Annotated in this window: 17 protein-coding genes, 1 tRNA gene and 2 rRNA genes; 10 read left to right on the plus strand and 10 right to left on the minus strand. The window is 59.3% G+C overall.

The annotated features are described in order from the left end of the window. The first annotated feature begins 42 nt into the window (after positions 1 to 42). Together PYR65_RS01220 and PYR65_RS01225 are read left to right on the plus strand one after the other, a co-directional pair. Positions 43 to 687, plus strand: a complete 645-nt coding sequence (locus tag PYR65_RS01220) for a helix-turn-helix transcriptional regulator (protein WP_276119584.1) — start codon at positions 43 to 45, stop codon at positions 685 to 687. Further along, a complete protein-coding gene (locus tag PYR65_RS01225) occupies positions 684 to 1,823 on the plus strand; it encodes an aminotransferase class I/II-fold pyridoxal phosphate-dependent enzyme (RefSeq protein ID WP_276119585.1) in 1,140 nt (379 codons plus the stop codon). The genes PYR65_RS01220 and PYR65_RS01225 overlap by 4 nt, the downstream gene beginning before the upstream one ends. Before the next feature lie 11 nt (positions 1,824 to 1,834). Here PYR65_RS01225 and PYR65_RS01230 read toward each other — a convergent pair whose 3' ends face one another. The 7 genes from PYR65_RS01230 to kdpF all read right to left on the minus strand — a co-directional run bounded on the left by PYR65_RS01230 (position 1,835) and on the right by kdpF (position 10,073). Then, positions 1,835 to 2,530 (minus strand): response regulator transcription factor, encoded by a 696-nt coding sequence (locus PYR65_RS01230; RefSeq protein WP_276119586.1) that lies wholly within the window; start codon positions 2,528 to 2,530, stop codon positions 1,835 to 1,837. Beyond that, entirely contained in the window at positions 2,527 to 5,235 is a 2,709-nt protein-coding gene (locus PYR65_RS01235; protein ID WP_276119587.1) for a sensor histidine kinase, read from the minus strand. The genes PYR65_RS01230 and PYR65_RS01235 overlap by 4 nt, the downstream gene beginning before the upstream one ends. A gap of 161 nt (positions 5,236 to 5,396) precedes the next feature. Then, positions 5,397 to 5,960, minus strand: a complete 564-nt coding sequence (gene kdpC, locus PYR65_RS01240) for a potassium-transporting ATPase subunit KdpC (protein ID WP_276119588.1) — start codon at positions 5,958 to 5,960, stop codon at positions 5,397 to 5,399. A gap of 12 nt (positions 5,961 to 5,972) precedes the next feature. Next, a complete protein-coding gene (gene kdpB / locus PYR65_RS01245; protein WP_276119589.1) occupies positions 5,973 to 8,030 on the minus strand; it encodes a potassium-transporting ATPase subunit KdpB in 2,058 nt (685 codons plus the stop codon). Positions 8,031 to 8,075: 45 nt separating this feature from the next. Then, positions 8,076 to 8,243: a hypothetical protein gene (locus PYR65_RS01250; protein ID WP_162745093.1), complete on the minus strand. Its 168-nt coding sequence runs from the start codon at positions 8,241 to 8,243 to the stop codon at positions 8,076 to 8,078. A gap of 9 nt (positions 8,244 to 8,252) precedes the next feature. Beyond that, positions 8,253 to 9,956, minus strand: a complete 1,704-nt coding sequence (gene kdpA / locus PYR65_RS01255) for a potassium-transporting ATPase subunit KdpA (protein ID WP_276119590.1) — start codon at positions 9,954 to 9,956, stop codon at positions 8,253 to 8,255. A 27-nt stretch (positions 9,957 to 9,983) separates the two neighbouring features. Beyond that, entirely contained in the window at positions 9,984 to 10,073 is a 90-nt protein-coding gene (gene kdpF, locus PYR65_RS01260; protein ID WP_037103661.1) for a K(+)-transporting ATPase subunit F, read from the minus strand. A gap of 557 nt (positions 10,074 to 10,630) precedes the next feature. On the opposite strand from kdpF, the gene PYR65_RS01265 reads away from it, so the two are divergent. The 8 genes from PYR65_RS01265 (at position 10,631) to PYR65_RS01300 (ending at position 21,252) form a co-directional block, all read left to right on the plus strand. Next, complete coding sequence (locus PYR65_RS01265; RefSeq protein ID WP_276119591.1) at positions 10,631 to 14,266, plus strand: FecR domain-containing protein; 3,636 nt, start codon at positions 10,631 to 10,633, stop codon at positions 14,264 to 14,266. Further along, positions 14,266 to 16,257 carry a CHASE2 domain-containing protein gene (locus PYR65_RS01270; protein ID WP_276119592.1) on the plus strand — a complete coding sequence of 664 codons (1,992 nt, stop codon included), beginning with the start codon at positions 14,266 to 14,268 and terminating at the stop codon, positions 16,255 to 16,257. The genes PYR65_RS01265 and PYR65_RS01270 overlap by 1 nt, the downstream gene beginning before the upstream one ends. Before the next feature lie 258 nt (positions 16,258 to 16,515). Beyond that, positions 16,516 to 16,959: a helix-turn-helix domain-containing protein gene (locus PYR65_RS01275; protein WP_276119593.1), complete on the plus strand. Its 444-nt coding sequence runs from the start codon at positions 16,516 to 16,518 to the stop codon at positions 16,957 to 16,959. Positions 16,960 to 16,964: 5 nt separating this feature from the next. Continuing rightward, positions 16,965 to 18,755 carry a hypothetical protein gene (locus PYR65_RS01280; protein WP_276119594.1) on the plus strand — a complete coding sequence of 597 codons (1,791 nt, stop codon included), beginning with the start codon at positions 16,965 to 16,967 and terminating at the stop codon, positions 18,753 to 18,755. Positions 18,756 to 18,780: 25 nt separating this feature from the next. After that, on the plus strand, positions 18,781 to 18,996 hold the full coding sequence (locus tag PYR65_RS01285; RefSeq protein ID WP_276119595.1) for a hypothetical protein: 216 nt from the start codon (positions 18,781 to 18,783) through the stop codon (positions 18,994 to 18,996). After that, positions 18,993 to 20,189, plus strand: a complete 1,197-nt coding sequence (locus PYR65_RS01290) for a YcaO-like family protein (protein ID WP_276119596.1) — start codon at positions 18,993 to 18,995, stop codon at positions 20,187 to 20,189. The genes PYR65_RS01285 and PYR65_RS01290 overlap by 4 nt, the downstream gene beginning before the upstream one ends. After that, positions 20,186 to 20,926 carry a TfuA-like protein gene (locus PYR65_RS01295; RefSeq protein WP_276119597.1) on the plus strand — a complete coding sequence of 247 codons (741 nt, stop codon included), beginning with the start codon at positions 20,186 to 20,188 and terminating at the stop codon, positions 20,924 to 20,926. The genes PYR65_RS01290 and PYR65_RS01295 overlap by 4 nt, the downstream gene beginning before the upstream one ends. Positions 20,927 to 21,003: 77 nt before the next feature. Beyond that, entirely contained in the window at positions 21,004 to 21,252 is a 249-nt protein-coding gene (locus PYR65_RS01300; RefSeq protein ID WP_276119598.1) for a hypothetical protein, read from the plus strand. Between the two features lie 325 nt (positions 21,253 to 21,577). On the opposite strand, the gene PYR65_RS01305 is transcribed toward PYR65_RS01300, so the two are convergent. The 3 genes from PYR65_RS01305 to PYR65_RS01315 all read right to left on the minus strand — a co-directional run bounded on the left by PYR65_RS01305 (position 21,578) and on the right by PYR65_RS01315 (position 25,052). Beyond that, a tRNA-Met gene (locus PYR65_RS01305) sits at positions 21,578 to 21,654 on the minus strand. Positions 21,655 to 21,815: 161 nt separating this feature from the next. After that, positions 21,816 to 21,930, minus strand: a 5S ribosomal RNA gene (gene rrf, locus PYR65_RS01310). A gap of 236 nt (positions 21,931 to 22,166) precedes the next feature. Then, positions 22,167 to 25,052, minus strand: a 23S ribosomal RNA gene (locus tag PYR65_RS01315). Positions 25,053 to 25,063: the final 11 nt, after the last annotated feature.

The raw sequence follows: 25,063 nt of genomic DNA on the forward strand, positions 1-25,063 counted from the left end.
TGTCAATATTGACAAATTGTCAATCCGAATGGATAAGGCGTCATGTCTCATCCGCTCACGCCCTTCATTCCCGTCTGCGATGCCATCGCCACGCTGTTTTCACCGCATGTGGAAGCGGTTCTGCACGACCTTGAGACCGGCTTGATCTTCCATATCGCCAATGCCTTTTCGCGGCGGCGGCCGGGAGACAGCTCACTCAACGAGGCTGGACTGGCATCGACGCTCGACGAAGACGTGATCGGCCCCTACAGCAAATCCAACTGGGATGGCCGCAGGCTGAAGGCCATCACTTCCGTACTGCGCGATGGGGAAGGCAAGCCGGTCGGCCTCCTCTGCATCAACCATGATATCGAGGTATTTGTCGGCATCTTCCACCAGCTGAAATCGATGATGGATATCGCCTCGCCGCTGCCGAAGACTTCCGCGCTGATGGCGCAGGATTGGCGCGAGGCCGTCAATTTGGTGATCGGGGAATTTCTGACACAACACCGGACGAGCCTTGCGGGGCTGACCGGCTCCGAGGTGGACGGCCTGTTGGCACTTCTTGAAACACGCGGCGTCTTTGCCATCCGCAAGGCCGTTCCCTATGTCGCCGAGATTTTGAAACTGTCGAGAGCCACGATCTACAACCGTCTTGGCGCGATCCGCCTGAAACAGGACGCCGCCCCGCAAGGAGAGCCGCAATGAACAAGCCGATGCGCGATTTCGTGCTCGAAACCTTCATGTCGAAATGGGAATTCACGGCAAAATACAACATGACGGCCTCGGACGCCGAAAGCATGCGCCTTCCCGACCTTCTGGCGATGGCGAGCGACGAGGACCGCGAAGATTTTGAGACGCTCAGCCTTGGCTATACCGAGACATTTGGCGCCCCGGCGCTACGGCAGGAAATTGCGCGGACCTACGACACCGTCCAGTCTGACGAACTGATCTGCTTTGCCGGCGCTGAAGAGGCGATCTATGTGGCGATGAAGGTGCTTTTGACGGGCGATGACCATGCTATCGTCATCACCCCCAATTACCAGGCCGCCGAAACTCTGCCGCTGAGCATCTGTGCGGTCACGGGCGTGGCGCTGGATATCGACGATGACTGGAACCTAGACCTCAGCAAGATCGAAGCCGCGATCCGGCCAAATACAAAGCTGATCTCTATCAACTTTCCCAACAATCCGACCGGCAAGATCCTGCCGCGCGCGACATTCGATGCGCTCATCGAGATCTGCCGCAAGCATGGCATCTGGCTGTTCAGCGATGAAGTCTACCGGCTGATCGAGAAGGACGAGGCATTGCGCCTGCCGCAGGCTGTCGATGCCTATGAGCGGGGGATTTCGCTCAATGTCATGTCGAAAGCCTATGGCCTGCCGGGCCTGCGCATCGGCTGGCTTGCCTGCAAGGATCAGAAATTCCTGACGCGGTGCGAGCGTTACAAGCACTTCCTGTCAATCTGCAATTCCGCTCCATCAGAGGTTCTGGCTCGCATCGGTCTGAAGAACCGGGACACGATCCTGACCCGCACGCGAGCGATCGTGCGCTCCAACATTGCCGACTGGAATGCCTTCTTCGACGATTTCCCGCATCTGTTCCACTGGCGCGAGCCGGATGGCGGTTGCGTGGCGTTCATCCGCTACAAGGGGCCGGAAGGCGTCGAGGAATTTGCACGGCGTGCGGTGGAGGAGGCAGGCGTGTTTTTCCTGCCGTCGAGCGTCTATCATTCGGAGCTGACACCGGTACCGCAGAATTGCCTGCGCGTCGGCTTTGGCCGCCTGCATATGCCCGAAGGTATCACCGTTCTGCGCAACTGGCTGACCCGGAACAGTCCTTAAAGATAAGCCGGCTAAAGGTCTGCTTCGCGCAGCCGGTATCCGACACCGGTTTCGGTGGTGATATACTGCGGCTGGTCCGGCGTCAGCTCGATTTTCTGGCGCAGCTGGCGCACATAGACGCGCAGATACTGCACATCGTCGGCATTGCCCCAGACTTCTTTCAGCAGGAACTTGTGCGTCAGCACCTTGCCCGCATGCTGCACCAGCATGCGCAGGATATCGTATTCCTTCGGCGACAACTTGACCTCGCGGCCATCGACCTTGACGATGCGCTTGACAAGATCAACCGACAGGCCGCCCGTTTGGAACAGCGGTCTTTCCCCCTGCTGCTGCAGGCGGTGGCGAAGCGCGACGCGGATGCGCGCTACCAGTTCGTTCATGCCGAAGGGCTTCGTCACATAGTCATCGGCGCCCAATTCCAGCGCCGTCACGATCCCAGCCTCGTCGGTCCGGCTCGACAGGATGACGATCGGCAGCGTCAGGCCCTCCTCGCGCCAGCCGCGCAGCAGATCATGGCCGGCCATATCCGGCAGGCCGAGATCGAGCAGGATCAAATCGGGCAGGTCGGCCTTGACGCTTTCGCGTGCCGCCTTGCCGTTGCCGGCCTCGCTGACGGCATAATCCTGCGTTGCCAGACCGACGCGCAGCAGCCGGCGGATCGGCGGCTCATCATCGACAACTAGGATTTTCACCGCTGACACCGTCATTTCATGTCCTTGAGGTTGGGGGCATCCGTGAGCAGCGGCAGGCTGATGGTGAAGACAGCACCGGAGTGGCCGATGCGATTTTCTGCAACGATGGTTCCTCCCAATGCCTCGACGAAACCCCGGCAGATGGAAAGACCAAGCCCCGTTCCGGCCCGCACGTGATCACCCTTGCGCACCCTGTAGAACGTATCGAAGACCCGTTCCAGATCACCCTGCGGAATACCCGGCCCCTCGTCGGAAATCCGGATCAGGATACGCTCTCCGCTGCTTTCCGCGCGAACGCCAACGGTCGAGCCTTCCGGTGCATATTTGGCGGCATTGTCGAGCAGGTTGAACAGCACCTGCTCGAACAGAACCGGATCGACCCTGATCATCGGCAGATCGGCGGGAACATCGACATCGACGTGATGAGCAGCCAGGATCTTGCGTGCCCTTGCCAGCGCGCTGCCGACGATGTCGCCGGTATAATGGAAGGCCGCATTCGGCTCCATGGCGCCGGATTCGATCCGGGTCATATCGAGCAGATTGGCAATGAACCGGTTCAGCCGCTCGGATTCGTCCGTCACCGTGGTCAAAAGCTCGGCACGGTCTTCCTCCGGCAAAGCCGATTGATAATCGCGCAAGGTGCCGGCAGCGCCCATGATGGCGGCAAGCGGCGTCTTCAGGTCGTGCGAAATCGAGGTCAGCAGCGCCGAGCGCAGACGCCCGGCCTCCTCGACCAGCCGCGCATTATCCACATCGGCGACCAGCTGCACGCGCTCGATGGCAAGGGCGGCCTGATCGGCGAGCGCATCGAGCAGCCGCTGCTGTTCCGGACTGAGCAACGGGCCCTGCCGGTCATTGTCGAGACCGATGACACCGACGGCGGCGCGGCCGGTGCGCAAGGGCACATACAGGCGTTTGGCGCCCGGCAGCGTATCGGCACCGCAGCCGGCGGCGCGATTGTGCTCCCAGGCCCAGCGGGCAGCGGCAATATCGGCGTCGTCGAGCGTATCGTCCGGCGGATAGCCGGCTTTGACCGCGATCGTGCCATCCTCCGGCAGGAGCAGAACGACCCGTACTTTCAGCATGGACGCAAGCTGGAAGGCCGTTGCCCAAAGCACGTCGTCCAGCGTGCCGGTGCCTGCGAGCTTCTTGCTGAACAGATAGAGGTCTTCGGTGGTGCGCGCCCGCAGCCGGGCGGCGGCGGCCTGCCGTTGGACGCTGGCCGTCAGGTTGCTGGCGATGATCGCCACGATGAAGAACAGAATAAACGCGACGACGCTGTCGGGATCGCTGATATCCAATGTATAGAGCGGCTGCAGGAAGAAGAAATTGAGGCACACGGCACTGACGACGCTGGCATAAAGGGCGGGTTTCAGCCCTTCCGTCACGGCTGTGGTCAAAACGGCCATCAGGAACACCAGCGCGATGTTGCGCACGTCGAGAGACTGGTCGAGCAGGAAACCGACGCCGAGGGCGCAGCCGACGTAAAACGTTGCCAGGCTGTAGGGCCGGAACTTGAATTGGGCCGGTGCAGGCGCCGTCTTGACGCCGGTTGCAACAGATTCGCCCTCGCGGTCGTCACCGGCAATGACATGGACGCTGATATTGCCCGCACGCCGGATCAGACGAGTGGTCACCGAGCCGTGCAGCCATTCACGCCAGCCGGAGGTTTTCGGCGTACCGGCAATGATATGGGTGACATTGCTGGACGCGGCGAAGCGGACGATCTCCTCGGCCTCGTCCGAGCCCGGCCGCGTCAGCGCTTCGGCGCCCAGCCGCTCGGCCAGCCGCAGCGTGGCGGCGATGCGGTCGCGTGCGGTCTCCGACAAATGGATCGAGCGCGCCGTTTCCACATGCAGCGCCACCAACGGCGCGCGCAGGCGGTCCGCAAGACGGGCGGCATAACGCACCAGCGATGCGCTGCGCGGCGCGTCATCGACGCAGACCAGCACCCGGTCGCCGGCGGCCCAGGGACCTGAAATCGCATGCGCCTGCATATGCGTCAAAAGCTGCTCGTCCACCCGCTGCGCGGTCTGGCGCAGCGCCAGTTCGCGCAGGGCCGTCAGGTTTCCCGGCGAAAAATAGTTTTCCAGCGCCCGCTGCGCTGTCTTCGGGATATAGACCTTGCCGTCATGCAACCGCTTGATGAGGTCTTCCGGCGTCAGATCGATGATCTCGATATCATCGGCCCGGTCGATGATCGAATCTGGAACGGTTTCGCGCACGCGGATACGGGTGATCTGGGCGACGACGTCGTTCAGGCTTTCGACATGCTGGATGTTGAGCGTCGAATAGACGTCAATGCCGCGCGCCAAAAGCTCCTGCACGTCCATGTAGCGTTTCGGATGCCGGCTACCGGGCGCATTGGTGTGGGCCAGCTCATCGACGAGAACGAGGCCGGGGCGGCGGGCGAGAATGGCATCAATATCCATTTCCTCGAGATGGCGGCCCTTGTAGTCGATCGTCGTGCGGGCGATGACCTCGAACCCATCCGCCAGCGCCTGCGTTTCCTTGCGGCCATGCGTTTCGACAACGCCAATGACCACATCGACGCCATCTGCCTGCTTGGCATGGCCGGATGTGAGCATTTCATAGGTCTTGCCGACGCCGGGTGCGGCACCCAGAAAGATTTTAAGGCGGCCGCGCGTTTCCTGCTGCGCCCGCTGTAACAGGGCATCGGGAGACGGTCTTCCAGCCATATCGCGGACATCGTCCCGCATGCGCGCTTGTCTTTCCTCATCAATGCCGAAAAGCGGCAGAATGCCGCTTTCGACCATAGCGCACAGGCCCCAAAAGCCCAGAGGATTTGGGACCTGTGCCGTCAATCAGATTCGTCCGCAGCAGCTCTGCATTGCAGGGCGCTGCCAGGCAGCAAATTTGGCTAGACAGCTTTATCAAGCGCCATGTTCAGCGCCAAGACATTGACCGCCGGCTCGCCGAGTATACCAAGCTCGCGGGCCTCGACGGCCTGATCGACCAGCGCACGGACCTTGGCCTCATCCAGGCCACGCGCCTTTGCAACGCGCGGCACCTGGAAATAGGCGGCTTCCGGCGTGATGTGCGGATCAAGGCCGCTGCCGGAGGCGGTAACCAGATCCATCGGCACGGCAGCGCCGGGATTGGCGGCCTTCAATGCGTCCGCTTCGGCCTTGATCCGGTCGAGCAGCTTCGGGTTGGTCGGGCCGAGATTGGAGCCGCTGGAGGAAGCGGCGTTATAGCCGTCACCGGCAGCCGAGGGGCGGCCATGGAAATAGGTGTCGCCGGTAAAGGCCTGACCGATCAGGGCGGAGCCGATAACGGTCCCGTCCTTTTCAATGAGGCTGCCACCCGCCTGATGCGGGAACAGGGCCTGGGCGATGCCGGTCATGCCGAGTGGATAGGCAAGGCCGGTGATGATGGTGATGGCAACGATCATGACCAAAGCGGGCCGCAATTGTTTCAGCATGGGACTATTCCTTTAAACAAGACCAAGGGCGGTGATGGCCATATCGATGGCCTTGATGCCGATGAACGGCACGATGACGCCGCCGAGGCCATAGATGAGCAGATTGCGCGACAGCAGCGCACCGGCACCGACGGCACGGTATTTAACGCCCTTCAGCGACAGCGGGATCAGCGCGACGATGACAAGCGCGTTAAAGATGATCGCCGCTAGGATGGCGCTTTGCGGCGAGGCAAGGCCCATGATGTTCAGCGCCGAGAGTTGCGGATAGAAGGCGAGGAACATGGCCGGGATGATGGCAAAATACTTGGCGATGTCATTGGCGATCGAAAACGTCGTCAGCGCGCCCCGGGTCATCAGCAGCTGCTTGCCGATCTCGACGATCTCGATCAGCTTGGTCGGGTCCGAATCCAGATCGACCATGTTGCCGGCTTCGCGGGCGGCGACCGTACCGGTGTTCATGGCAACACCGACATCGGCCTGGGCGAGCGCCGGCGCGTCATTCGTGCCGTCGCCGCACATGGCGACAAGCTTGCCCTTGGCCTGTTCTTCGCGGATCAGCGACAGCTTGTTTTCCGGCGTTGCCTGGGCAAGGAAATCATCGACGCCGGCTTCGGCCGCAATCGCCGCTGCCGTCATCGGGTTGTCGCCGGTGATCATCACCGTGCGGATGCCCATGCGGCGCAGTTCGGCGAAGCGCTCGCGGATACCGCCCTTGACGATATCCTTCAGGTGGACGACGCCCATCAGGCGGCCGTCGCGCGCAACGGCCAGCGGCGTGCCGCCGGATTTGGCGATCTCGTCGGCGATCGCCTGGATTTCGCGGACGGTCTCGGGGCGTCCCGCAGCGTTCAGACTGCTGACATAACTCAGGACCGCATCGACGGCGCCCTTGCGGATCGACGACCCCTCGATATCGACACCACTCATGCGGCTCTGCGCGGTAAAGGGCACGAAGGTCGCATGCAGCTGCGCCATATCACGGGCACGAATGCCGTATTTCTCCTTGGCGAGCACGACGATGGAGCGGCCTTCCGGCGTTTCGTCGGCCAGCGACGCCAGCTGTGCGGCATCGGCGAGATCCTGCTGCGACACGCCTGAGACCGGGCGAAGTTCTGTGGCCTGGCGGTTGCCGAGCGTGATCGTACCAGTCTTGTCGAGCAGCAGCGTATCGATGTCGCCGGCGGCCTCGACGGCACGGCCGGACATGGCGAGAACGTTGAACCGCACCAGACGGTCCATGCCGGCAATACCGATGGCCGAGAGGAGCGCACCGATCGTCGTCGGGATCAGGGTCACGAACAGGGCGACAAGCACGATCACCGGAATGGAGCCGCCGGCATAGGTGGCAAAGCTTGGGATCGTCACCACGGCCAGAACGAAGATCAGGGTCATGCCGGCAAGGAGAATATTGAGCGCGATCTCGTTCGGCGTCTTCTGGCGTTCGGCACCCTCGACCAGCGCAATCATGCGGTCGATGAAGGTGGAGCCGGCAGCCGCACTGATGCGCACCCGGATCCAGTCGGACAGGACCTGCGTGCCGCCGGTGACGGCCGAGCGGTCGCCGCCGGATTCGCGGATGACGGGCGCGGATTCGCCGGTGATCGCCGCCTCGTTGACGGAGGCGACCCCTTCGATGACTTCGCCATCGGAGGGAATGATATCGCCGGCTTCGACAAGGACGACATCGCCGACCTTGAGGCTTGTACCGGAGACCATCTTGAAGCTTTTCAGATCGGATCCGGTCAAAAGCTTGGCCTGGGTTTCGGTGCGGGTCTTGCGCAGCGATTCCGCCTGTGCCTTGCCCCGGCCTTCGGCGACGGCTTCGGCGAAATTGGCAAAGAGCACCGTGAACCACAGCCAGATATTGAGCTGCAGCGAAAAGCCGAGGCCCTCGCCGCCGGTCGCGAGATCGCGAAGGAAGAGGACGGTGGTCAGCGTCGAGACGACGGCAACGACGAACATGACCGGGTTGCGGGCCAGCGTGCGCGGATCAAGCTTGACGAAAGCCGAACCGATCGCCGGAATGAGGATGCGAGAGTCCATCAGGCTCGCAGATTTGGACTGGCTCATCAGAGAACTCCAGTTTCTATTGTGTGTGACATCACGGCGACCGCGTCAGCCGTGGAACAATTCGGTAAAAGCGTGGGCAAGACCGCCGATCACCAAGAGGACCAGCATGAAGGCGATGATGATGCTGGTTGCCTGTGGGGCGGCTGCTCGCGGCGGATCACCGTCACGAGGATTGAGGAGCCTTTTGAACTTCTGCTGGAACAAGCGGTTCATGGCGGCACCTTAAAAGGTCTGGCCCGAGATCATCGCCAGGTGCTCGACGATCGGTCCGAGCGCCAGCGCCGGGAAGAAGGTGAGACCGCCGACGATCAGGATGACGCCGCACAGAAGGCCGACAAAGAGCGGACCATGGGTCGGGAACGTTCCTACCGAAGCCGGCACCGTCTTCTTCATCACCAGCGAACCGGCAATGGCAAGCGCTGGGATGATCACCAGGAACCGGCCCATCAGCATGGCGATACCAAGCGTGATATTGTACCAGGGCGTATTGCCGGTGAGGCCGCCGAAGGCCGAGCCGTTGTTGGCGGCAGCCGACGTATAGGCATAAAGGATTTCCGAAAAGCCGTGCGGGCCGGGATTTCCGATCGAGGCGACGCCGGTGGGCAAGAGGACGGCGACGGCGGTGAAGCCGAGCATGGTGGCGGGCAGGATGAGGATGGCGAGAACGGCCATCTTGACTTCCTTGGCCTCAATCTTCTTGCCGAGATATTCCGGCGTGCGGCCAACCATCAAGCCGGCGACGAAGACCGTCAGGATGACGAACATCAGGATGCCATAGAAACCGGCACCGACGCCGCCGACAATGACTTCGCCCAGCTCCATGTTGATCAGCGGGATGAGGCCGCCCAGAGCCGTGAAGGAACCGTGCATGGCATTGACGGCGCCGCAGGAGGCTGCGGTCGTGACGACGGCAAACAATGACGACAGGACAATGCCGAAGCGGACTTCCTTGCCTTCCATATTGCCGCCGTCGAGGCCGACGGCATGGACGAGCGGGTTGCCTGCCGCTTCCGCCCAGTAGGTCACTGTCACACCGGCCAGGAACAGCACGCCCATCGTGGCGAAGATCGCCCAGCCTTGGCGCTGGTTGCCGACCATGCGGCCGAAGACGTTGGTGAAACCGGCACCGATAGCGAAGATCGTCACCATCTGGATGAGGTTGGAGATCGCGTCCGGATTTTCAAACGGATGCGCGGAATTGGCATTGAAAAACCCGCCACCGTTGGTGCCGAGCATCTTGATCGCCAATTGCGAGGCGACCGGGCCAAGCGCAATGGTCTGCTGCGCACCTTCGATGGTGGTTGCCGTTACATAGGCACCGAGTGTCTGCGGCACGCCGAGATAGACATAGGCGATCGTCAGGAGAATGCAGAGCGGCAGGAGGATATAGAGCGTTGCACGGGTCATATCGACCCAGAAATTGCCGATCGACTTGCCCGATGCGCGCGCGAAACCGCGAATGAGCGCTACGGCGATGGCCATGCCGGTTGCGGCGGACGCAAAATTCTGCACCGTCAGACCGGCCATCTGCACGAGATAGGACATGGTGCTTTCGCCACCATAGTTCTGCCAGTTGGTGTTGGCGACGAAGCTGGTGGCCGTGTTGAACGAAAGCTCGGGTCCGACAGCCGTCATCCCGGCGGGATTGAACGGCAGGACGCCCTGAAACCGCTGCAGCGCATAGAGAATGACAAAGCCTGCGAGATTAAAGAGGAGCATGGCGAAGACATAGCTCGTCCAATGCTGCTCTTCCTTCTCGCTGGTGCCCGACAGCCGGTAGAGGCCGCGCTCGACCGGCACAAGAAGCGGCGACAGCAGGGTGCGCTCACCGCCGAAAACGCGCGTCATATAGGCGCCGAGCGGCTTGACGAGTAAAATGACGATCCCGCAGAAGATGAGGATCTGGATCCATCCGTTGAGTGTCATGGCAATAACTTTCCGAACCTGGCGTTGTTAGAAGCGCTCAGGGCGAATGAGGGCGTAGGTCAGATAGGCGAGGAGAAACACGGTCACGCCGGCTCCGAGCACATAATCGACAAGCATTCTCGTAATCCTTCGAACTAGAGACGGTCGCAGGCCCGGGTATAGGCAAACGACAGCACGAAAAACAAAACGCCGATCCCGATCAAGACAATATCCATCATCGATCCAGGCTCCTTTTGTTGAATTTCATCTTTCCCTCCTCTTCCAAGCAGGGCTGCGACGCGAAAGAGGCCCCGCTTGATCCTGTATGACACATGATCCGGGACCTGAATTCCACGCCAACTATGCTGCCGAACCGCATTAGCGTTCGAGACGGGGCGTATGAGAGAAATATAAAAATCCCATAGGGGTTTTGGGGCGCCGAAGGCTTGGAAAGGCGGCGGCCGTCATGGGCACCACGCGTTGCGCCGAAGGCTGCTTGACTATTTCACATGCCCACATTGCAGATTACACAGATGCAACCATCCTTCCCGCGTATCCCTGGGAACAACCTCTAGTATTTCAATGTGTTTCTTTATTTCTACATTTGCCACTCAAAGAATAAACATCGCCGTCGTTCCACTTGACTTTTGCAATGCTCAAATTCAGTGATGATCCGTGCATTTTGGGGAAACTGCATGAAATATGCATCTATGGGTATAGCCTTGGGAGCGCTCAGCCTCGCGACGCCAGCGCAGGCCGACCCTTTGCCGCGCCCTTCTCCCGCCGCCGGATCGGTCATTGCCCGCAAATCCGGCGAGGAAGTGCGCTTCGTCGATATTTCCGGCTGGCGCTATGTCGATCTGCAGCAGGACCTTTTGAGTGGCGACGTGCTGCGCACCAATGCCACCGGCCAGCTTGCCGTTCTCTTTTCCGACCGGACCCAGGTCCGGCTTGGCCGCAACACGTCGCTGTTGGTCAAGCGGATGGGCGGCAGCGGCGATGCCGGGCTGGAGCTGCAATCGGGCACCATCTGGGCCCGTGCCGAGCGCGGCGGAAGCGGTGTCGTGATCGACACGCCGGCCGCAGCGGCGGCCATCCGTGGCACGGACTGGACCATGACCGTCGGCGCCGACGGCAAGACGTCGCTGATCGTGCTGGAAGGCCTGGTCGAACTCAGCAATGCTCAGGGAAGCGTTCGTGTCGCCCAGGGCGAAGCGGCGGTGGCTGCGATCGGCCAGGCGCCCTCGAAGATCATCATCGCCAAGCCGAAGGACAGGGAACAGATGCTGTTCAACCTGTCGCTGAGGAGCGCCTTCCAGTGGATGCCAGCCACGCCGTTAATCGTGCCGCAGATGCGCAAGGAGCGGAGCCGCATCGAGGCGGAAGAGGCGAGCCGCCGTTCCGCCGAAGACTGGCTGAGCCTGTCGGAGATTTATCTGGCGCTGAATGGCAAGGAAAAAGCGCTGGCCGCACTTGGCGAAGCTCGGGCGAAAGGCCTGCAGGGCTCAAGGTCTGCGCGCGCCGACCTCATCGACGCCTTGATTGCCGGATCGGAAAACCGCTACGCGGATGCCGCCAAACTGTTTGAAAGGGCCAGACCCGGTCTTGATGCCAAGCGCGGCGCCATCGCTGCCTATGGCGGCTATTTCGCCCGGTCTCTTGCCGATCCCAACCATGCCGAAAATCCACCGGTGGTGGCAAACAGCAGCTATGCCGCCATGGCAAAGGCCTGGACTGCCGGTTTTCGCCAGGACATCCCGACGGCGCTGGCCTTGATCAAGCAAAGCCAGCGGGCAACGCCCGGCGACCCCACCTTGCCGGGATTTCGCTCACTGATCGGTATTTTGCTGGCCGACGAACAAGAGGTTGTCGATGGATTTGAGCAGGCTCTGGCGATCGATCCCGACGATCCGACCGGGCTGGAAGCGCGCGCGAGCTACAAGCTCTATATTCTGAAAGACCGGCAGGGAGCGCTCGAGGATCTCGATCGCGCACTGAAAACGGCACCGGGGTCGAGCAGTATCTGGAATCTGATCGGCCTTGCCGAGGGGGACCGGGATGCCAATCGCGAGGCAGAGGCTGCCTTCAAGAAAGCCATCGAACTCGATCCGCTCGATCCTGTCGGCCATGCCAATCTCGCCATCCAATATCTGATCGAGATGCGCATGGCGGAAGCCAAGCGGGAGATCGATGAGGCCTTGCGGGTCGATCCATCCTTCGACATCGCGCTCATTGCCCGCGGCCAGTACTATCTGCAGCGCGGCGAAATGGACAAGGCCGTCGAGGACCTGCTGGCCGGCTCGACCGCCAATCCCGGCTATTCCCAGGCGCAGCTTCTGCTGGCAGCAGCGCATTATGAAAAGGGCGACCGGATACCGGCGGCACAGGCACTCGACAATGCCGAGCGCCTGGATCCGAACGACCCGGTCATTGCGTCCGCACGGACATCGATCGCGATCGACGACTATGATGCGGACGGGGCCATCAAGAATGCGCAGGAGTTTTTGAGATTGGGCCGCGCCCGGGGCGGTGATTACAAATCCTTCAGCGCCAACCAGAGTGCAGGCTCCGTCCTGAATGATGCGTTCCGCCTGCAGGGGCTCGATGCCTGGGGGCAATATTACGGCGATGTGGTCTTTGATCCCTTTTCCGGCACCTCCTATCTCGACCAGTTCGTACACGGCAGCGTCAATCCCTTCGCTACCACCTATGCCTATGGCGGCAACACGACGGACTACGTGCAAAACGGCAGAAGCTATTCCTCGTTCATACAGGGATTGATGCTCGATCCGCATATGCTCGCTAGCAGCGAGCGCAAGGTGAGCCTGGTACGATCGCCCTTCATCGAGGCCTCGCTAGGCACCGGCTTCAACACCAGCGGCGGCGATACCGACTGGCTGGCGGAAGGACAGGTTCAAGGCTACGCCAACTCACTCTTTCCGGTCAGCTACAACATCAACGCGCAATGGGAGACGACGCCGTTCTCCGGCCGCTTTGCCGATGCTTTCGGAAATTACAATGGCGATGCCAAGGTCGTCTCGGCCAATGGTTACATCACCGCGACGCCGACGCCGGACGATCGCGTCTTGCTCTATGTCAATCATCTGACGACCGGTTTTTTGCAGAACATGGCACTGCTGCCCCAAACCTCGACACCGTTTTTCATCGACCGCGACGACGGATCAAAAACAACGGCGGCAGGGATCGGCTGGAGCCATACGATCGAACATCGCAATATCATCAATGCGGCGCTGTTTTATTCCGACGAGCAGGCAGATACCGGGTACATCGCCAGGGATGGCGTGATCGACCTGTCTCCTACCGAGACGAGCAAGCAGAAAACCTATATCGGGGCGATCAACCACAGTATCGGCTATGACAACATCACCTGGCGTTATGGCCTGGAAGGCGGCTGGGTCGATGCCTATTCCCGCCAGGAGATCAATGGCATTCCGCTGTCTGATCCGCTGGAGGGCCGTTATGATGTTGCGAAAGCCTATGTCGATGTCTTGCACGATATCAACGACAGGCTGCGAGCGGAATATGCTGTTTTCGGCACCTATATCGATGGTGACAAACTTGACGTCCACCGCCTGGAACCACGCGCGGGACTGGCCTGGACGCCAATAGAGGGACATTGGCTGCGTGCTGCCTTCATGCGCAACAGCTACGATTTCAGCACGCCGACCTTGTCGCCGATCGGCGTTGCCGGGATACAGCCGAACGCTTACGGGATCGGGATCAACGGCCGCGCCGATACCTTTGCCTTTCGCTGGGATGCCGAATGGTCCGATCGCTTTTTCACCGCCGTCGATTTTCAGCATCAGGACCTGCAAAAAGTCGCCATTGCCTTCCCGCAGACATCCTTTCTTCCCTTTCTTTCAGGCTCCCCGCTGGAAACGTTTCAGACGAACGAGGGCCATGTCGATCGGGCGAGCCTGACCGCAAACCTTGCTCTGGGCCACGGCTTTGGACTGTCGGGTACGATTGCCCGGACAAGCTCTGAGGACGACGATCCACAGAGCCGCACCTTCGGCGACAACCTGCCCTTCATTCCAGAAACATCCGGGCAGGTGGCAATCACCTGGGTCAATCCGGCCAATATCAAAGTGATGCTCGCTGCAAACTACGTGGGACAACGCGATACCGGGTTGAAGACCAAGCTGGATGGCTACTGGACCGTCGATGGCAATCTGACCTGGGAGCCCTTCGACAAGCGCTTCGAGGTACAGCTGGCAGCCTACAATCTGCTGGATGAGGATTTTGACGTGGCTCCCTTCACGCCGGGCTGGGGCCGTTCCTTCAAGGGCTCGATCAAAGTGCGTTTTTGATGAGCAAACCGGCGAAAAAGCGTCTTCCGGCTGAAAACCGTACCCCGGCCAGTACGCCCGCCCGCCGCATCCGGCGCCGCCGACTGGGCCTTGCCGCGCTCATCGCATTGGTCATCTCAGCCCTCGCGCTTGCCTCCTTCACATCCCCTTTCCTACTCGCCGAACTGCGCAGCTTCGACTACCTCTCCACCCTATCCCCGCCCCCGCTTCCCGAAGACGGCCCGGTCATTGTCGCGATCGACGAGCCCTCGATGGCCGAGATCGGCAGTCAATGGCCATGGCCGCGCGCGCTGCATGCCCGATTGATCGAGGCGCTGCGCACCGCCGGGGCAAAAGCCATCGGCATCGACGTCATCTTTGCGGAGCCTTCCGCAGCGCCGGAAAACGATATTATCCTTGCAGATGTGCTGGGTCCCGACGTCATCCTCGCCGGCGACGAGACGCTGATCGAGACGCCACAGGCGGACCAATATGTGCGCACAGAACCGTTGGCGGAATTTATCGCGCGCGGTGCGAGAACAGGAATTGCCTCGGTTCAGCTCAGTGGCGACGGCACTTTGCGGCAGGTGCCTGGCTATGCCGATGGTTTTGCCGCTGAGCTCGCCGGAATTTCCGGCCGGCCGAAACAGCCGGTACCCAATGCCGCCCTCCTGCAGGTCTTCGGTCCGGCGCGAACCTATCCGACGGTGTCCTATTATCAGGCGCTCGATCCCGGCCAATTCCTGCCGGACGGCTTTTTCCGCGACCGCGTCGTCATTGTCGGTCTCAGCCTGCAGAACGCACCGACGCTCAAGGCCGGCGGTGCCGATTCATTTGCCACGCCGTTTACCGTGAAATCCAACCGTCTGGTGGCGGGCGTGGAAATCCAGGCGACGATCTTTGACAATATCACCCATGGGCTGTTCATCACCAAGGCGGGTCAGCCAGCGCTGGTTGCCGCCATTGCACTCGGCGCCTTGCTGGCTGGAGCGGTGGTTTTCCGCGCAACGGGGTGGCCGGCAGCCCTTGTCAGTCTTGCCGTGCTTGCCCTCTTTGCCGCCGCAAGCACGGCGCTGTTGCGTCTTGGCCATGTCTTCATCTCGCCGATCGGCCCGGCGCTTGCCTATTTTTTCGTTGCCGCCGGGCAGACGGCACTCGACTATGCCACCGAGCGCCGCAGCCGCCGCGATATCACCCGGGCATTTTCACGCTACCTGTCGCCGGCGCTGGTCGCGCGTCTGGCCGATGATCCCTCGCAGCTGAAGCTGGGCGGCGAACGGCGGACATTGACCATCCTGTTTTGCGACATTCGCGGCTTCACCACCATTTCCGAGGCGTTGAAGGACGATCCCGAACAGCTGACCACACTGATCAACCGGCTGTTGACGCCGCTATCCGATATCGTTTTGGAAAGTGGCGGCACGATCGACAAATATATCGGCGATTGCCTGATGGCCTTCTGGAACGCACCGCTCGACGACCCCCGTCATGCAAGCCACGCGGTCAGTGCGGCCCTCAAAATGCTCGATGCGATCGACGATCTGAACGCGGAGCTGCAACGGGAGGCAGCGGAAGCGGGTATCGAGGCACGCGTATTGAAGATCGGCATTGGCATCAATACCGGCGACTGCGTGGTCGGCAATATGGGATCTGCGCGCCGGTTCGACTATTCCGTGCTTGGCGACGCCGTCAATCTTGCCTCACGGCTGGAAGGAGAATCAAAGAATTACGGCGTGCCGCTTCTTCTGGGCGAACAGACGGCGGCACTGAGCGCTGCGGATTTCACCATCGCCGAACTCGACAGCATCACCGTCAAGGGCCGCACCGCCTTATCGCCTGTCTTCACCGTGCTTCCAGCGACCGAGGCTGGGCCACTAGAAAGCCACCGGCAGCTGATTTCGGCCAAATATGCCGGCCGTTTGAACAGCGGCGACGAAGCTTTTGCCCACCTGGAACATGCGATTCCCCACCTTGCCGGCTACTATCATCTGCTCCGCTCGCGCCTGTCCTGATCATTTGCGGCAGACATCGAGGCGGCCTATCCCTGCTATTTTTAACAATATCGCCGCTTACTCTGAAACTCTTGAAGCCATTAACCGCCCGGGAACCTTGAGTTCTCGGGGTGCCGCCATTTCTGATCAAAAATATTATCTCATAGGTTGCAATTCTTATCTCAACGTCCTGCTTCAATGTTGCATTTCGCGTGGAAATTGGCATGCTGCACATTGCCGCCGCAGGATGGCGTCATGGCAATTGCAGGAGAATGAAACTTGGCGAAGAGCGAACCTCATCAAATCGATATTCATGTCGGCAACCGGCTGAGGTCGCGACGGCTGGTTTTGGGACTGAGCCAGGAAAAACTGGGCGACCGCCTCGGCATCACTTTTCAGCAAATCCAGAAATACGAGAAGGGCACAAACCGCGTCAGTGCGAGCAAACTCCAGGTTGCAGCCCTGGTACTCAATGTCCCCATTGGCTACTTCTTCGAGGATCACGAACCCACGGCCCCGGACGGATTGGCCCAGGAAGTCGATGAGATGGGGGCATTCCTCGTTTCGCGCGATGGCGTCATGCTCAACCGCGCCTTCACCTCGATCAAGAGCAAGCAGGTTCGCCAATCCATCATCACCTTGACCAAGGCGCTGGCAAACGCGGATGATCCCGTCTCGCGGGCGGCCGATGCGGAACATATCGCACCCTCCATTTCCGGGTGAAGCCCATGTTCCTGCAGACATTCGGTGGGTTACGCCTGCTCGATGCTGCGGGACAGGAATGCCGGTATCCTCGCAAAGGTCTGTTCCTGCTTGCCTATCTGGCAACCGGAACCAGCGCCGAAATCAGCCGCAGCGAAGCGGCTGACCTTCTCTGGGGAAGCGAGGAGCGGGCGCTTGCATTTACAAACCTGAGAAAGCTGATTTCACGTCTGCCCGTAGCCTATGCCTCGATGCTGACCATAGCACCTGGCCATCTTCGCCTCGACCGCCGGCAACTTCGTTGCGACGCAGAAGCGATCAAGAGCGCAGATACATCCCTATCCTCCCTCGTCGAACTGATGAGCCGGCCTTTTCTCTGCGAATTCGACGATGCCGGAGGTGCGGCCAGCCGGTGGGTGAAAGCGCAACGCCGCATCTATCTCAACGTGATGCGGCAAAAATTGCTGGAATGGTCTGCGGAAGTTCCGGCATCAGCAGACGCGCCGGCCGCCCGGCAGGCGGCCTTTCTCATTCTTGAGCATTGGCCGGGCGATCAACTGATACGCCGGACGCTTTCGACCGGGCCGCCGCCACAGCCGTCTGAAGGTCAGATCGAGCCGCTGTTCGCGGTGACTGCGCAACCCGATGCTCTGGAGACTTTACCCGCATTCGGCATGTCACCCCGGGTCGCTCTTCTGCCGCCGAGCGGCGGGCTTTCTTCCGCGCTTGATCTTTCAAGAGCCAGCGCGCTCATCGATGACGTTGCGATCGGCCTCTGTTCGCTGCGCAATCTTTCCATCATCGCGCCCTACACGGCCGAGCGCATTCGCAACAGCGACGACAAGGCTCTCATGCTCGGCAAGCATGACATTTCCTATGTGGTGGATACGAAGCTGACGGAGGATGGGCTCTTCGTTCAGATCATCTTCGTGCCATCGGATCATGTAATCTATGCCGAACGCTTCGACATTGCCGGCCTGCTTTTGTCCTCGCATCGAAAGACGCTGGCAGGGGTGGTCAAGGATCGCATTCTTGCCGAGCTGAAGCGCAACGAGAGCGCGCATGATGACTATACGGTCAAACCGGACGCCTACCGGCGCTACCTCTTCGGCATACAGCAGATGAGCCGGCTCACATTGCCCTCGGTTCGCAGCGCCCGAAAATCGTTCCGGGAAGCGCTGCAGCACAATAGCGATTTTTCCCATGCCTTTAGCGGCCTTGCCAAGACCTATTCCATCGAATGGGTTTTAACGGCCAGGGGAGATCCGGAATTGTTGCGCCGCGCTGAGGAAAACGCGCGCTCGGCAATCGAAAGCAATCCCGATATCGCTTACGGTTACAAAGAACTCGGGATGGCAAAGCTCTATCTGGGCGCGCTCGACGAAAGCCTGGAAGCACTCGCCCGCGCGGAGGAACTCAGCCCCCATTATGCGGACGCGATCTACAGCTTCGCCGACGTTCTTATTCACGCCTCCCGGCCCAAGGAAGGGCTGGAAAAGATCGAACATGCCATCTCCCTGAACCCGCTGGGGCCGGATGAATATTTCTGGTGTGCAGCAGGTGCCAGTTATTTCGTCGGCGCGTTCGACAAGGCCGTGTCCCGGATCGACAGCATGTCCAACCAGGCCTCGGCACATCGGCTTCTGGCGGCAAGCTGGGCCATGCTCGGCGATATCAAGCGCGCGCATCACTTCCGCCGCCAGGACCGCGAGGCCAACCCGCAATTTGATCTGCAAAAATGGCTTGCCGTCGTCCCGATCAAGGAGGCCTGGCAGAAAGACATGTATCGAGAAGGTTTAATGAAAGCCGGCTACTGAATTCTCAACAACGAAGGAGAATGAAATGTCTAAAGTCGTGGTCATTGGATTTCCAGGGGATGCAAAACTCTATCTGGCGGATATGGATTTGGGAACGATCTCAGAACTTGAAAATGGCAGGGATTTGCTGGTGTCACCAAGGCAGATCGAGGCTTTGGGCGGCGCTGTGATCAAGAACGTCGATTTCGCCGTTGCCATCTCCTCTGCCGCGCCAGTTTCCGCAGGGCTCTTCGACGCTTGACGCCGGATGACCAAGGATGGAGCGACAGGGTCTGCACCCCGGCCGAAACCTATGAACGGGTGTCGCCTCTCCTTCCCGGCTTCGGCATCACCCGCGTCGCCCGCCATACGGGCCTTGATCGTATAGGCGTTCCGGTCTGGTGCGCCTATACGCCGAACGCCAAATCCATTGTCGTTGCGCAAGGCAAGGGGCTGACCGACGACGAGGCCCGCACATCCGCCGTCATGGAAGCCCTGGAGCGCGCCGTTGCCGGCAATCCATACGGAAATAGACTTCAAGCATCGGCACATTCGCTGGAACATGCCGGAAAGCGGTTCGATACGCTCGTATGCCTGATTGCAGCCGGCCGGTCGCCAGCGCCCCGCGACGAAGTCATCACATGGATTGCAGGTACGGACCTGATCTCGGGAGAGATGATCCATGTACCGCTCGATGCCGTCACCCTCGACCGGACACTGACCGATTGCCGTTACTGGCAATCATCCGATGGCCTGGCCTCGGGAAACACGATGGAAGAGGCGCTTTTTCACGGATTGAACGAACGTATCGAGCGTGATGCCTATGTCCTCTGGCAGGTATCGAGCGCTGCATCGCGTCAATCGTCCTCTGTGGACCCGAAGTCACTAGAGCTGCCCGAACTCTCATCGTTGGTTGCGCAAATTGAGGCTGCGGGATTTGTGCTGCGATTGTTCGACATGACGAGCGATATTGGCGTCCCGTCCTTCAACGCGCTGATTGCGCCTCTCGACGTGCTCTCCACCCGCCGCCCGCGTTTCGTCGATGTGAATTATGGAGCGGGCACCCATCCCTTGGCGGCCAAAGCCATGCTCCGCGCGATCACCGAGGCGGTGCAGTCGCGCATGACATTCATCAGCGGCGCCCGCGACGATATCTATCCACCGGTCTATGACCGGCCTTTGCCGGAGGAAACCCGCGACCTGTTGAGAGTGGAGCCCCGCGCTCGACCCAAACCCTCGATGCAAGGCGCAAAGCCCAGTCCATCCGGTAGCAGCAACGGCATTCTCGACATTTTGAAGCGGCTGGAGCTCGGGCCGATCATCGCCGTCCCACTCAGCGACCCCGCATGGCCCTTCGCCGTGGCAAAGGTCCTTGCGCCACGGCTGGAAAATCCGGAAGGACAGCGCGCCCAAAGATTTGGTCAGCGGGCGCTCATCAAGGGGTCGTTCGGATGAAGGTGCTTTTTGTTGGGCCGACACTTCCTGATGCCACCGACCATGCCACCGGTATCGCCATCCGGGGGCCGGCTGTTCAGGGCGATATTTTTCGCGCGGTGGAAGAAGGGGCCACCGTGATCGGCATTGTCGATGGCGGCTTCGAATATACCGCGCCGGTCTGGCATAAGGAAATACTCTACGCTCTGAATGCGGGAGCGCGTGTTCTCGGGGCGGCCAGCATGGGGGCGCTGCGCGCTGCGGAATGCCACTCTTTCGGCATGATCGGCATCGGGCGCATTTTCGAGGAATATCGCGACGGCAACCGTGTCGATGATTCCGATGTAGCGCAGATCCACGGACCAGCAGCCCTCGGCTGGATCCCGCTCAGCGAGCCGCTGGTCAATATCACCGCCACGCTTGACCGCCTGCTGCACAAACAACTCGTCTCACTAACGGAGGCCAGGCATCTTGAAGCTGTCGCTCGCGCAATCTTTTTCAAGGAGCGGACCTGGCGCTCAATCATCGCGCGTGCACTCATCCCGAATGAGGAAAGAAGGAGTACAATCCCGGTTGCAGTCCAGGCACATTCCGTCAACCTGAAGCGTGCAGATGCCATCGCCCTTGTCGAAACGATGTCACGGCTTGACGCAAAGCGATCAACATCAGCGCCCGCCTGGACGTTCGAGCGCACAACTCTCTGGAATGAAATGCAGAAATACCATTGTGCGGCGAACACATCCGGCCATCCATCTTAAAGTGTGTCACGCCTGTGTCACGCGACAGCCCCCCCCAATATCGCTTAAAGTCTCTGCAAATCATTGCGGAGTCGATTATGACAGCAGCTTATGCAACCCTTGCGCTCGATGACACCAACGCATCGACTGACACTGAAATCGAAGAGTTCCACGCCATTACCCGCCTGGTTGTGTTCGCCAAGGAAAGTGCGGCGCTTCTGGATGCGCACCAGACAGTTTATTGCCTGGATCTGGCATTGGAACAAATCGCCAGAGAACTACGCCATCGCGCAGACAGCTCGTCGGATATCGTGCCCTATTTCAAGGCCGTGATCAGCCGGCAATAGTTTTGTTTCAGGCTTGAAGCTCGGGACAAGTAGGGTGTTGCGTCCGCCTTGGGAAACCGCGATCGGTTGGAGCGGTGAACGAAAATGGCGCGCTGTTCGAGGAAAGATCGGTGAATTTTCAACCGTCCAGCAGTTATGGGGCGGTGAGGTGTCTCGGTTACGGACGGTATTGAAAGTAACGTAGCGCGCTATGCCTGCTCGAGTGCCTAACGTCCCTTCACCGACCGCTGTCGGACCGACGTTTCATTGCTCACGGTTTCTTCGCTCCCTCAAAACGCCAAAAAGCCCGCGGACATTTCTGTCACGCGGGCTTTTTGTTTTGCTTTGGTTGCGGGGGCAGGATTTGAACCTGCGGCCTTCAGGTTATGAGCCTGACGAGCTACCGGGCTGCTCCACCCCGCGGAAAGGTTTTGTTGAATGCGAGAAGGCCGCTTTTGTGCGGCCTTTTGATTGGCCTTTGGCCGGTATTTGTTCTGAGAAGATAGTTTTGTTTGATCATGCGGCGTATCGCATGCCTTTTGGCGTGCGGCGCATGATTTAGTATTTTATCTTGCCTTTAATAGACCTGGCAGCGACCTACTCTCCCGCGTCTTAAGACGGAGTACCATTGGCGCAGGGGCGTTTCACGGCCGTGTTCGGAATGGGAACGGGTGCAGCCACCCCGCAATAACCACCAGGTCAACTAAGGGCAAGAATGTCACCGGCGACGGTGACAAACCAAAATGAGAAGCTGGATTTGATGAGCGAATAGGGAGTAGCGAATAGCCAATAGGGGTTTCGCTTGTCTATCCGGTCTGTTTTGAACACGTTTTTTGGCGGCGATTGGGAGCGCTATTCGCTACTCCCTATTCGCCATTCGCTCATGAGCCGACAAACGCGATGCGTTTGCGGCGAGATGAGCAGTAGCAATGAGAACAATCAAGCCAATCGAACGATTAGTACCGGTAAGCTTCATGCATTGCTGCACTTCCACACCCGGCCTATCAACGTGGTAGTCTTCCACGGTTCTCAAGGGAATACTCGTTTTCAGGTTGGTTTCCCGCTTAGATGCCTTCAGCGGTTATCCATTCCATATATAGCTACCCTGCTATGCGGCTGGCGCCACAACAGGTCCACCAGAGATATGTCCATCCCGGTCCTCTCGTACTAGGGACAGATCCTGTCAATATTCCTACACCCACGGCAGATAGGGACCGAACTGTCTCACGACGTTCTGAACCCAGCTCACGTACCGCTTTAATTGGCGAACAGCCAAACCCTTGGGACCTGCTCCAGCCCCAGGATGCGATGAGCCGACATCGAGGTGCCAAACAACCCCGTCGATATGGACTCTTGGGGGTCATCAGCCTGTTATCCCCGGCGTACCTTTTATCCGTTGAGCGATGGCCCTTCCACACGGGACCACCGGATCACTATGACCGACTTTCGTCTCTGCTCGACTTGTCAGTCTCGCAGTCAGGCGGGCTTATGCCATTGCACTCGACGAACGATTTCCGACCGTTCTGAGCCCACCATCGCGCGCCTCCGTTACTCTTTCGGAGGCGACCGCCCCAGTCAAACTACCCACCATACACTGTCCCGGATCCGGATAACGGACCGCGGTTAGACATCCATGACGATAAGGGTGGTATTTCAAGGATGGCTCCACGAGAACTGGCGTCCCCGCTTCAAAGCCTACCACCTATCCTACACATGCCGACACGAATGCCAGTGTAAAGCTATAGTAAAGGTGCACGGGGTCTTTCCGTCTGACCGCAGGAACCCCGCATCTTCACGGGGAATTCAATTTCACTGAGTCTATGCTGGAGACAGCGGGGAAGTCGTTACGCCATTCGTGCAGGTCGGAACTTACCCGACAAGGAATTTCGCTACCTTAGGACCGTTATAGTTACGGCCGCCGTTTACTGGGGCTTCAGTTCAAAGCTTGCACCTCTCCCTTTAACCTTCCAGCACCGGGCAGGCGTCAGGCCCTATACGTCGTTTTGCAACTTCGCAGAGCCCTGTGTTTTTGATAAACAGTCGCTACCCCCTGGTCTGTGCCACCCCTCCATACTTGCGTACGAAGAGGTCACGCTTCTTCCGAAGTTACGCGTGCAATTTGCCGAGTTCCTTCAGCATAGTTCTCTCAAGCGCCTTGGTATACTCTACCTGACCACCTGTGTCGGTTTCGGGTACGGTCTATACGGTGGAGCTATTTCCTGGAACCGCTTCCCCGCCTGCTCAATCCAATAAGAGCAAACAAGTTACGCAATCCGTCACTACCACCAGGCCCACGAATATTAACGTGGTTCCCATCGACTACGCATTTCTGCCTCATCTTAGGGGCCGGCTAACCCTGCTCAGATTAACTTTAAGCAGGAACCCTTGGTCTTTCGGCGAGGGGGTCTCTCACCCCCTTTATCGTTACTCATGTCAACATTCGCACTTCCGATACCTCCAGGACCCCTCACAGGTATCCCTTCACAGGCTTACGGAACGCTCCGCTACCACTGCGGCAATCGTTAGATTGCTACAATCCTCAGCTTCGGTGCATGGCTTTAGCCCCGTTACATTTTCGGCGCAAAGACCCTTATTTAGACCAGTGAGCTGTTACGCTTTCTTTAAATGATGGCTGCTTCTAAGCCAACATCCTGGTTGTTTTGGGATCCTCACATCCTTTCCCACTTAGCCATGACTTGGGGACCTTAGCTGGAGGTCAGGGTTGTTGCCCTCTTCACGACGGACGTTAGCACCCGCCGTGTGTCTGCCGACTAGTACTCCTCGGTATTCGGAGTTTGGTTAGGATCAGTAAGACGGTGAGTCCCCATAGCCCATCCAGTGCTCTACCCCCGAGGGTATTCGGTCGACGCACTACCTAAATAGTTTTCGCGGAGAACCAGCTATTTCCGAGTTTGATTGGCCTTTCACCCCTAGCCACAAGTCATCCCAATCTATTGCAACAGATGCGGGTTCGGTCCTCCAGTTGGTGTTACCCAACCTTCAACCTGCTCATGGCTAGATCACTCGGTTTCGGGTCTAATGCGACGAACTGAACGCCCTATTCAGACTCGCTTTCGCTGCGCCTTCACCTATCGGCTTAAGCTTGCTCGTCACACTAAGTCGTTGACCCATTATACAAAAGGTACGCCGTCACCCTTGCGGGCTCCGACTGTTTGTAGGCAACCGGTTTCAGGTTCTATTTCACTCCCCTTGTCGGGGTGCTTTTCACCTTTCCCTCACGGTACTTGTTCGCTATCGGTCATGCACGAGTACTTAGGCTTAGAGGGTGGTCCCCCTAATTTCAAACAGGATTTCACGTGTCCCGCCTTACTCAAGGACCTTGGGTGTTCTACATGTACGGGGCTATCACCCGCTACGGCCGGACTTTCCATTCCGTTCCACTTTATTCCCCAAGGCCACTGGCCTGGTCCGCGTTCGCTCGCCACTACTTGCGGAGTCTCGGTTGATGTCCTTTCCTCCAGGTACTTAGATGTTTCAGTTCCCTGGGTTCGCTTCTTACACCCTATGTATTCAGGTGTAGATACCTTATCACAATGCTTGGAACCTGGCGTCGCCTAAGCGACGCAGCGAATAGGTGTTAGCGAATAGCGAATAGAATTTTCAAACTATTCGCTAATCACTATTGGCTATTCGCGGCGCCAACGGCGCCAGATTCCCAAGCATTTAAGGTGGGTTTCCCCATTCGGAAATCCATGGATCAAAGCTTATTCGCAGCTCCCCACGGCTTATCGCAGCGTATCACGTCCTTCATCGCCTGTGCATGCCAAGGCATCCACCAATTGCCCTTATTTCACTTGATCGTTCTCATTGC

Origin of the sequence: Pararhizobium qamdonense (genome assembly GCF_029277445.1) — a bacterium.
Taxonomy (GTDB): Bacteria; Pseudomonadota; Alphaproteobacteria; order Rhizobiales; family Rhizobiaceae; genus Pararhizobium; species Pararhizobium qamdonense.

Excerpts from the sequence above, each read along its gene's own strand:
- PYR65_RS01220 (WP_276119584.1), top strand. The coding sequence starts at position 43 with ATGTCTCATCCGCTCACGCCCTTCATTCCCGTCTGCGATGCCATCGCC.
- PYR65_RS01225 (WP_276119585.1), top strand. The coding sequence starts at position 684 with ATGAACAAGCCGATGCGCGATTTCGTGCTCGAAACCTTCATGTCGAAA.
- PYR65_RS01230 (WP_276119586.1), bottom strand. The coding sequence starts at position 2,530 with ATGACGGTGTCAGCGGTGAAAATCCTAGTTGTCGATGATGAGCCGCCG.
- PYR65_RS01235 (WP_276119587.1), bottom strand. The coding sequence starts at position 5,235 with ATGCGGGACGATGTCCGCGATATGGCTGGAAGACCGTCTCCCGATGCC.
- kdpC (WP_276119588.1), bottom strand. The coding sequence starts at position 5,960 with ATGCTGAAACAATTGCGGCCCGCTTTGGTCATGATCGTTGCCATCACC.
- kdpB (WP_276119589.1), bottom strand. The coding sequence starts at position 8,030 with ATGAGCCAGTCCAAATCTGCGAGCCTGATGGACTCTCGCATCCTCATT.
- PYR65_RS01250 (WP_162745093.1), bottom strand. The coding sequence starts at position 8,243 with ATGAACCGCTTGTTCCAGCAGAAGTTCAAAAGGCTCCTCAATCCTCGT.
- kdpA (WP_276119590.1), bottom strand. The coding sequence starts at position 9,956 with ATGACACTCAACGGATGGATCCAGATCCTCATCTTCTGCGGGATCGTC.
- kdpF (WP_037103661.1), bottom strand. The coding sequence starts at position 10,073 with ATGCTTGTCGATTATGTGCTCGGAGCCGGCGTGACCGTGTTTCTCCTC.
- PYR65_RS01265 (WP_276119591.1), top strand. The coding sequence starts at position 10,631 with ATGAAATATGCATCTATGGGTATAGCCTTGGGAGCGCTCAGCCTCGCG.
- PYR65_RS01270 (WP_276119592.1), top strand. The coding sequence starts at position 14,266 with ATGAGCAAACCGGCGAAAAAGCGTCTTCCGGCTGAAAACCGTACCCCG.
- PYR65_RS01280 (WP_276119594.1), top strand. The coding sequence starts at position 16,965 with ATGTTCCTGCAGACATTCGGTGGGTTACGCCTGCTCGATGCTGCGGGA.
- PYR65_RS01285 (WP_276119595.1), top strand. The coding sequence starts at position 18,781 with ATGTCTAAAGTCGTGGTCATTGGATTTCCAGGGGATGCAAAACTCTAT.
- PYR65_RS01295 (WP_276119597.1), top strand. The coding sequence starts at position 20,186 with ATGAAGGTGCTTTTTGTTGGGCCGACACTTCCTGATGCCACCGACCAT.
- PYR65_RS01300 (WP_276119598.1), top strand. The coding sequence starts at position 21,004 with ATGACAGCAGCTTATGCAACCCTTGCGCTCGATGACACCAACGCATCG.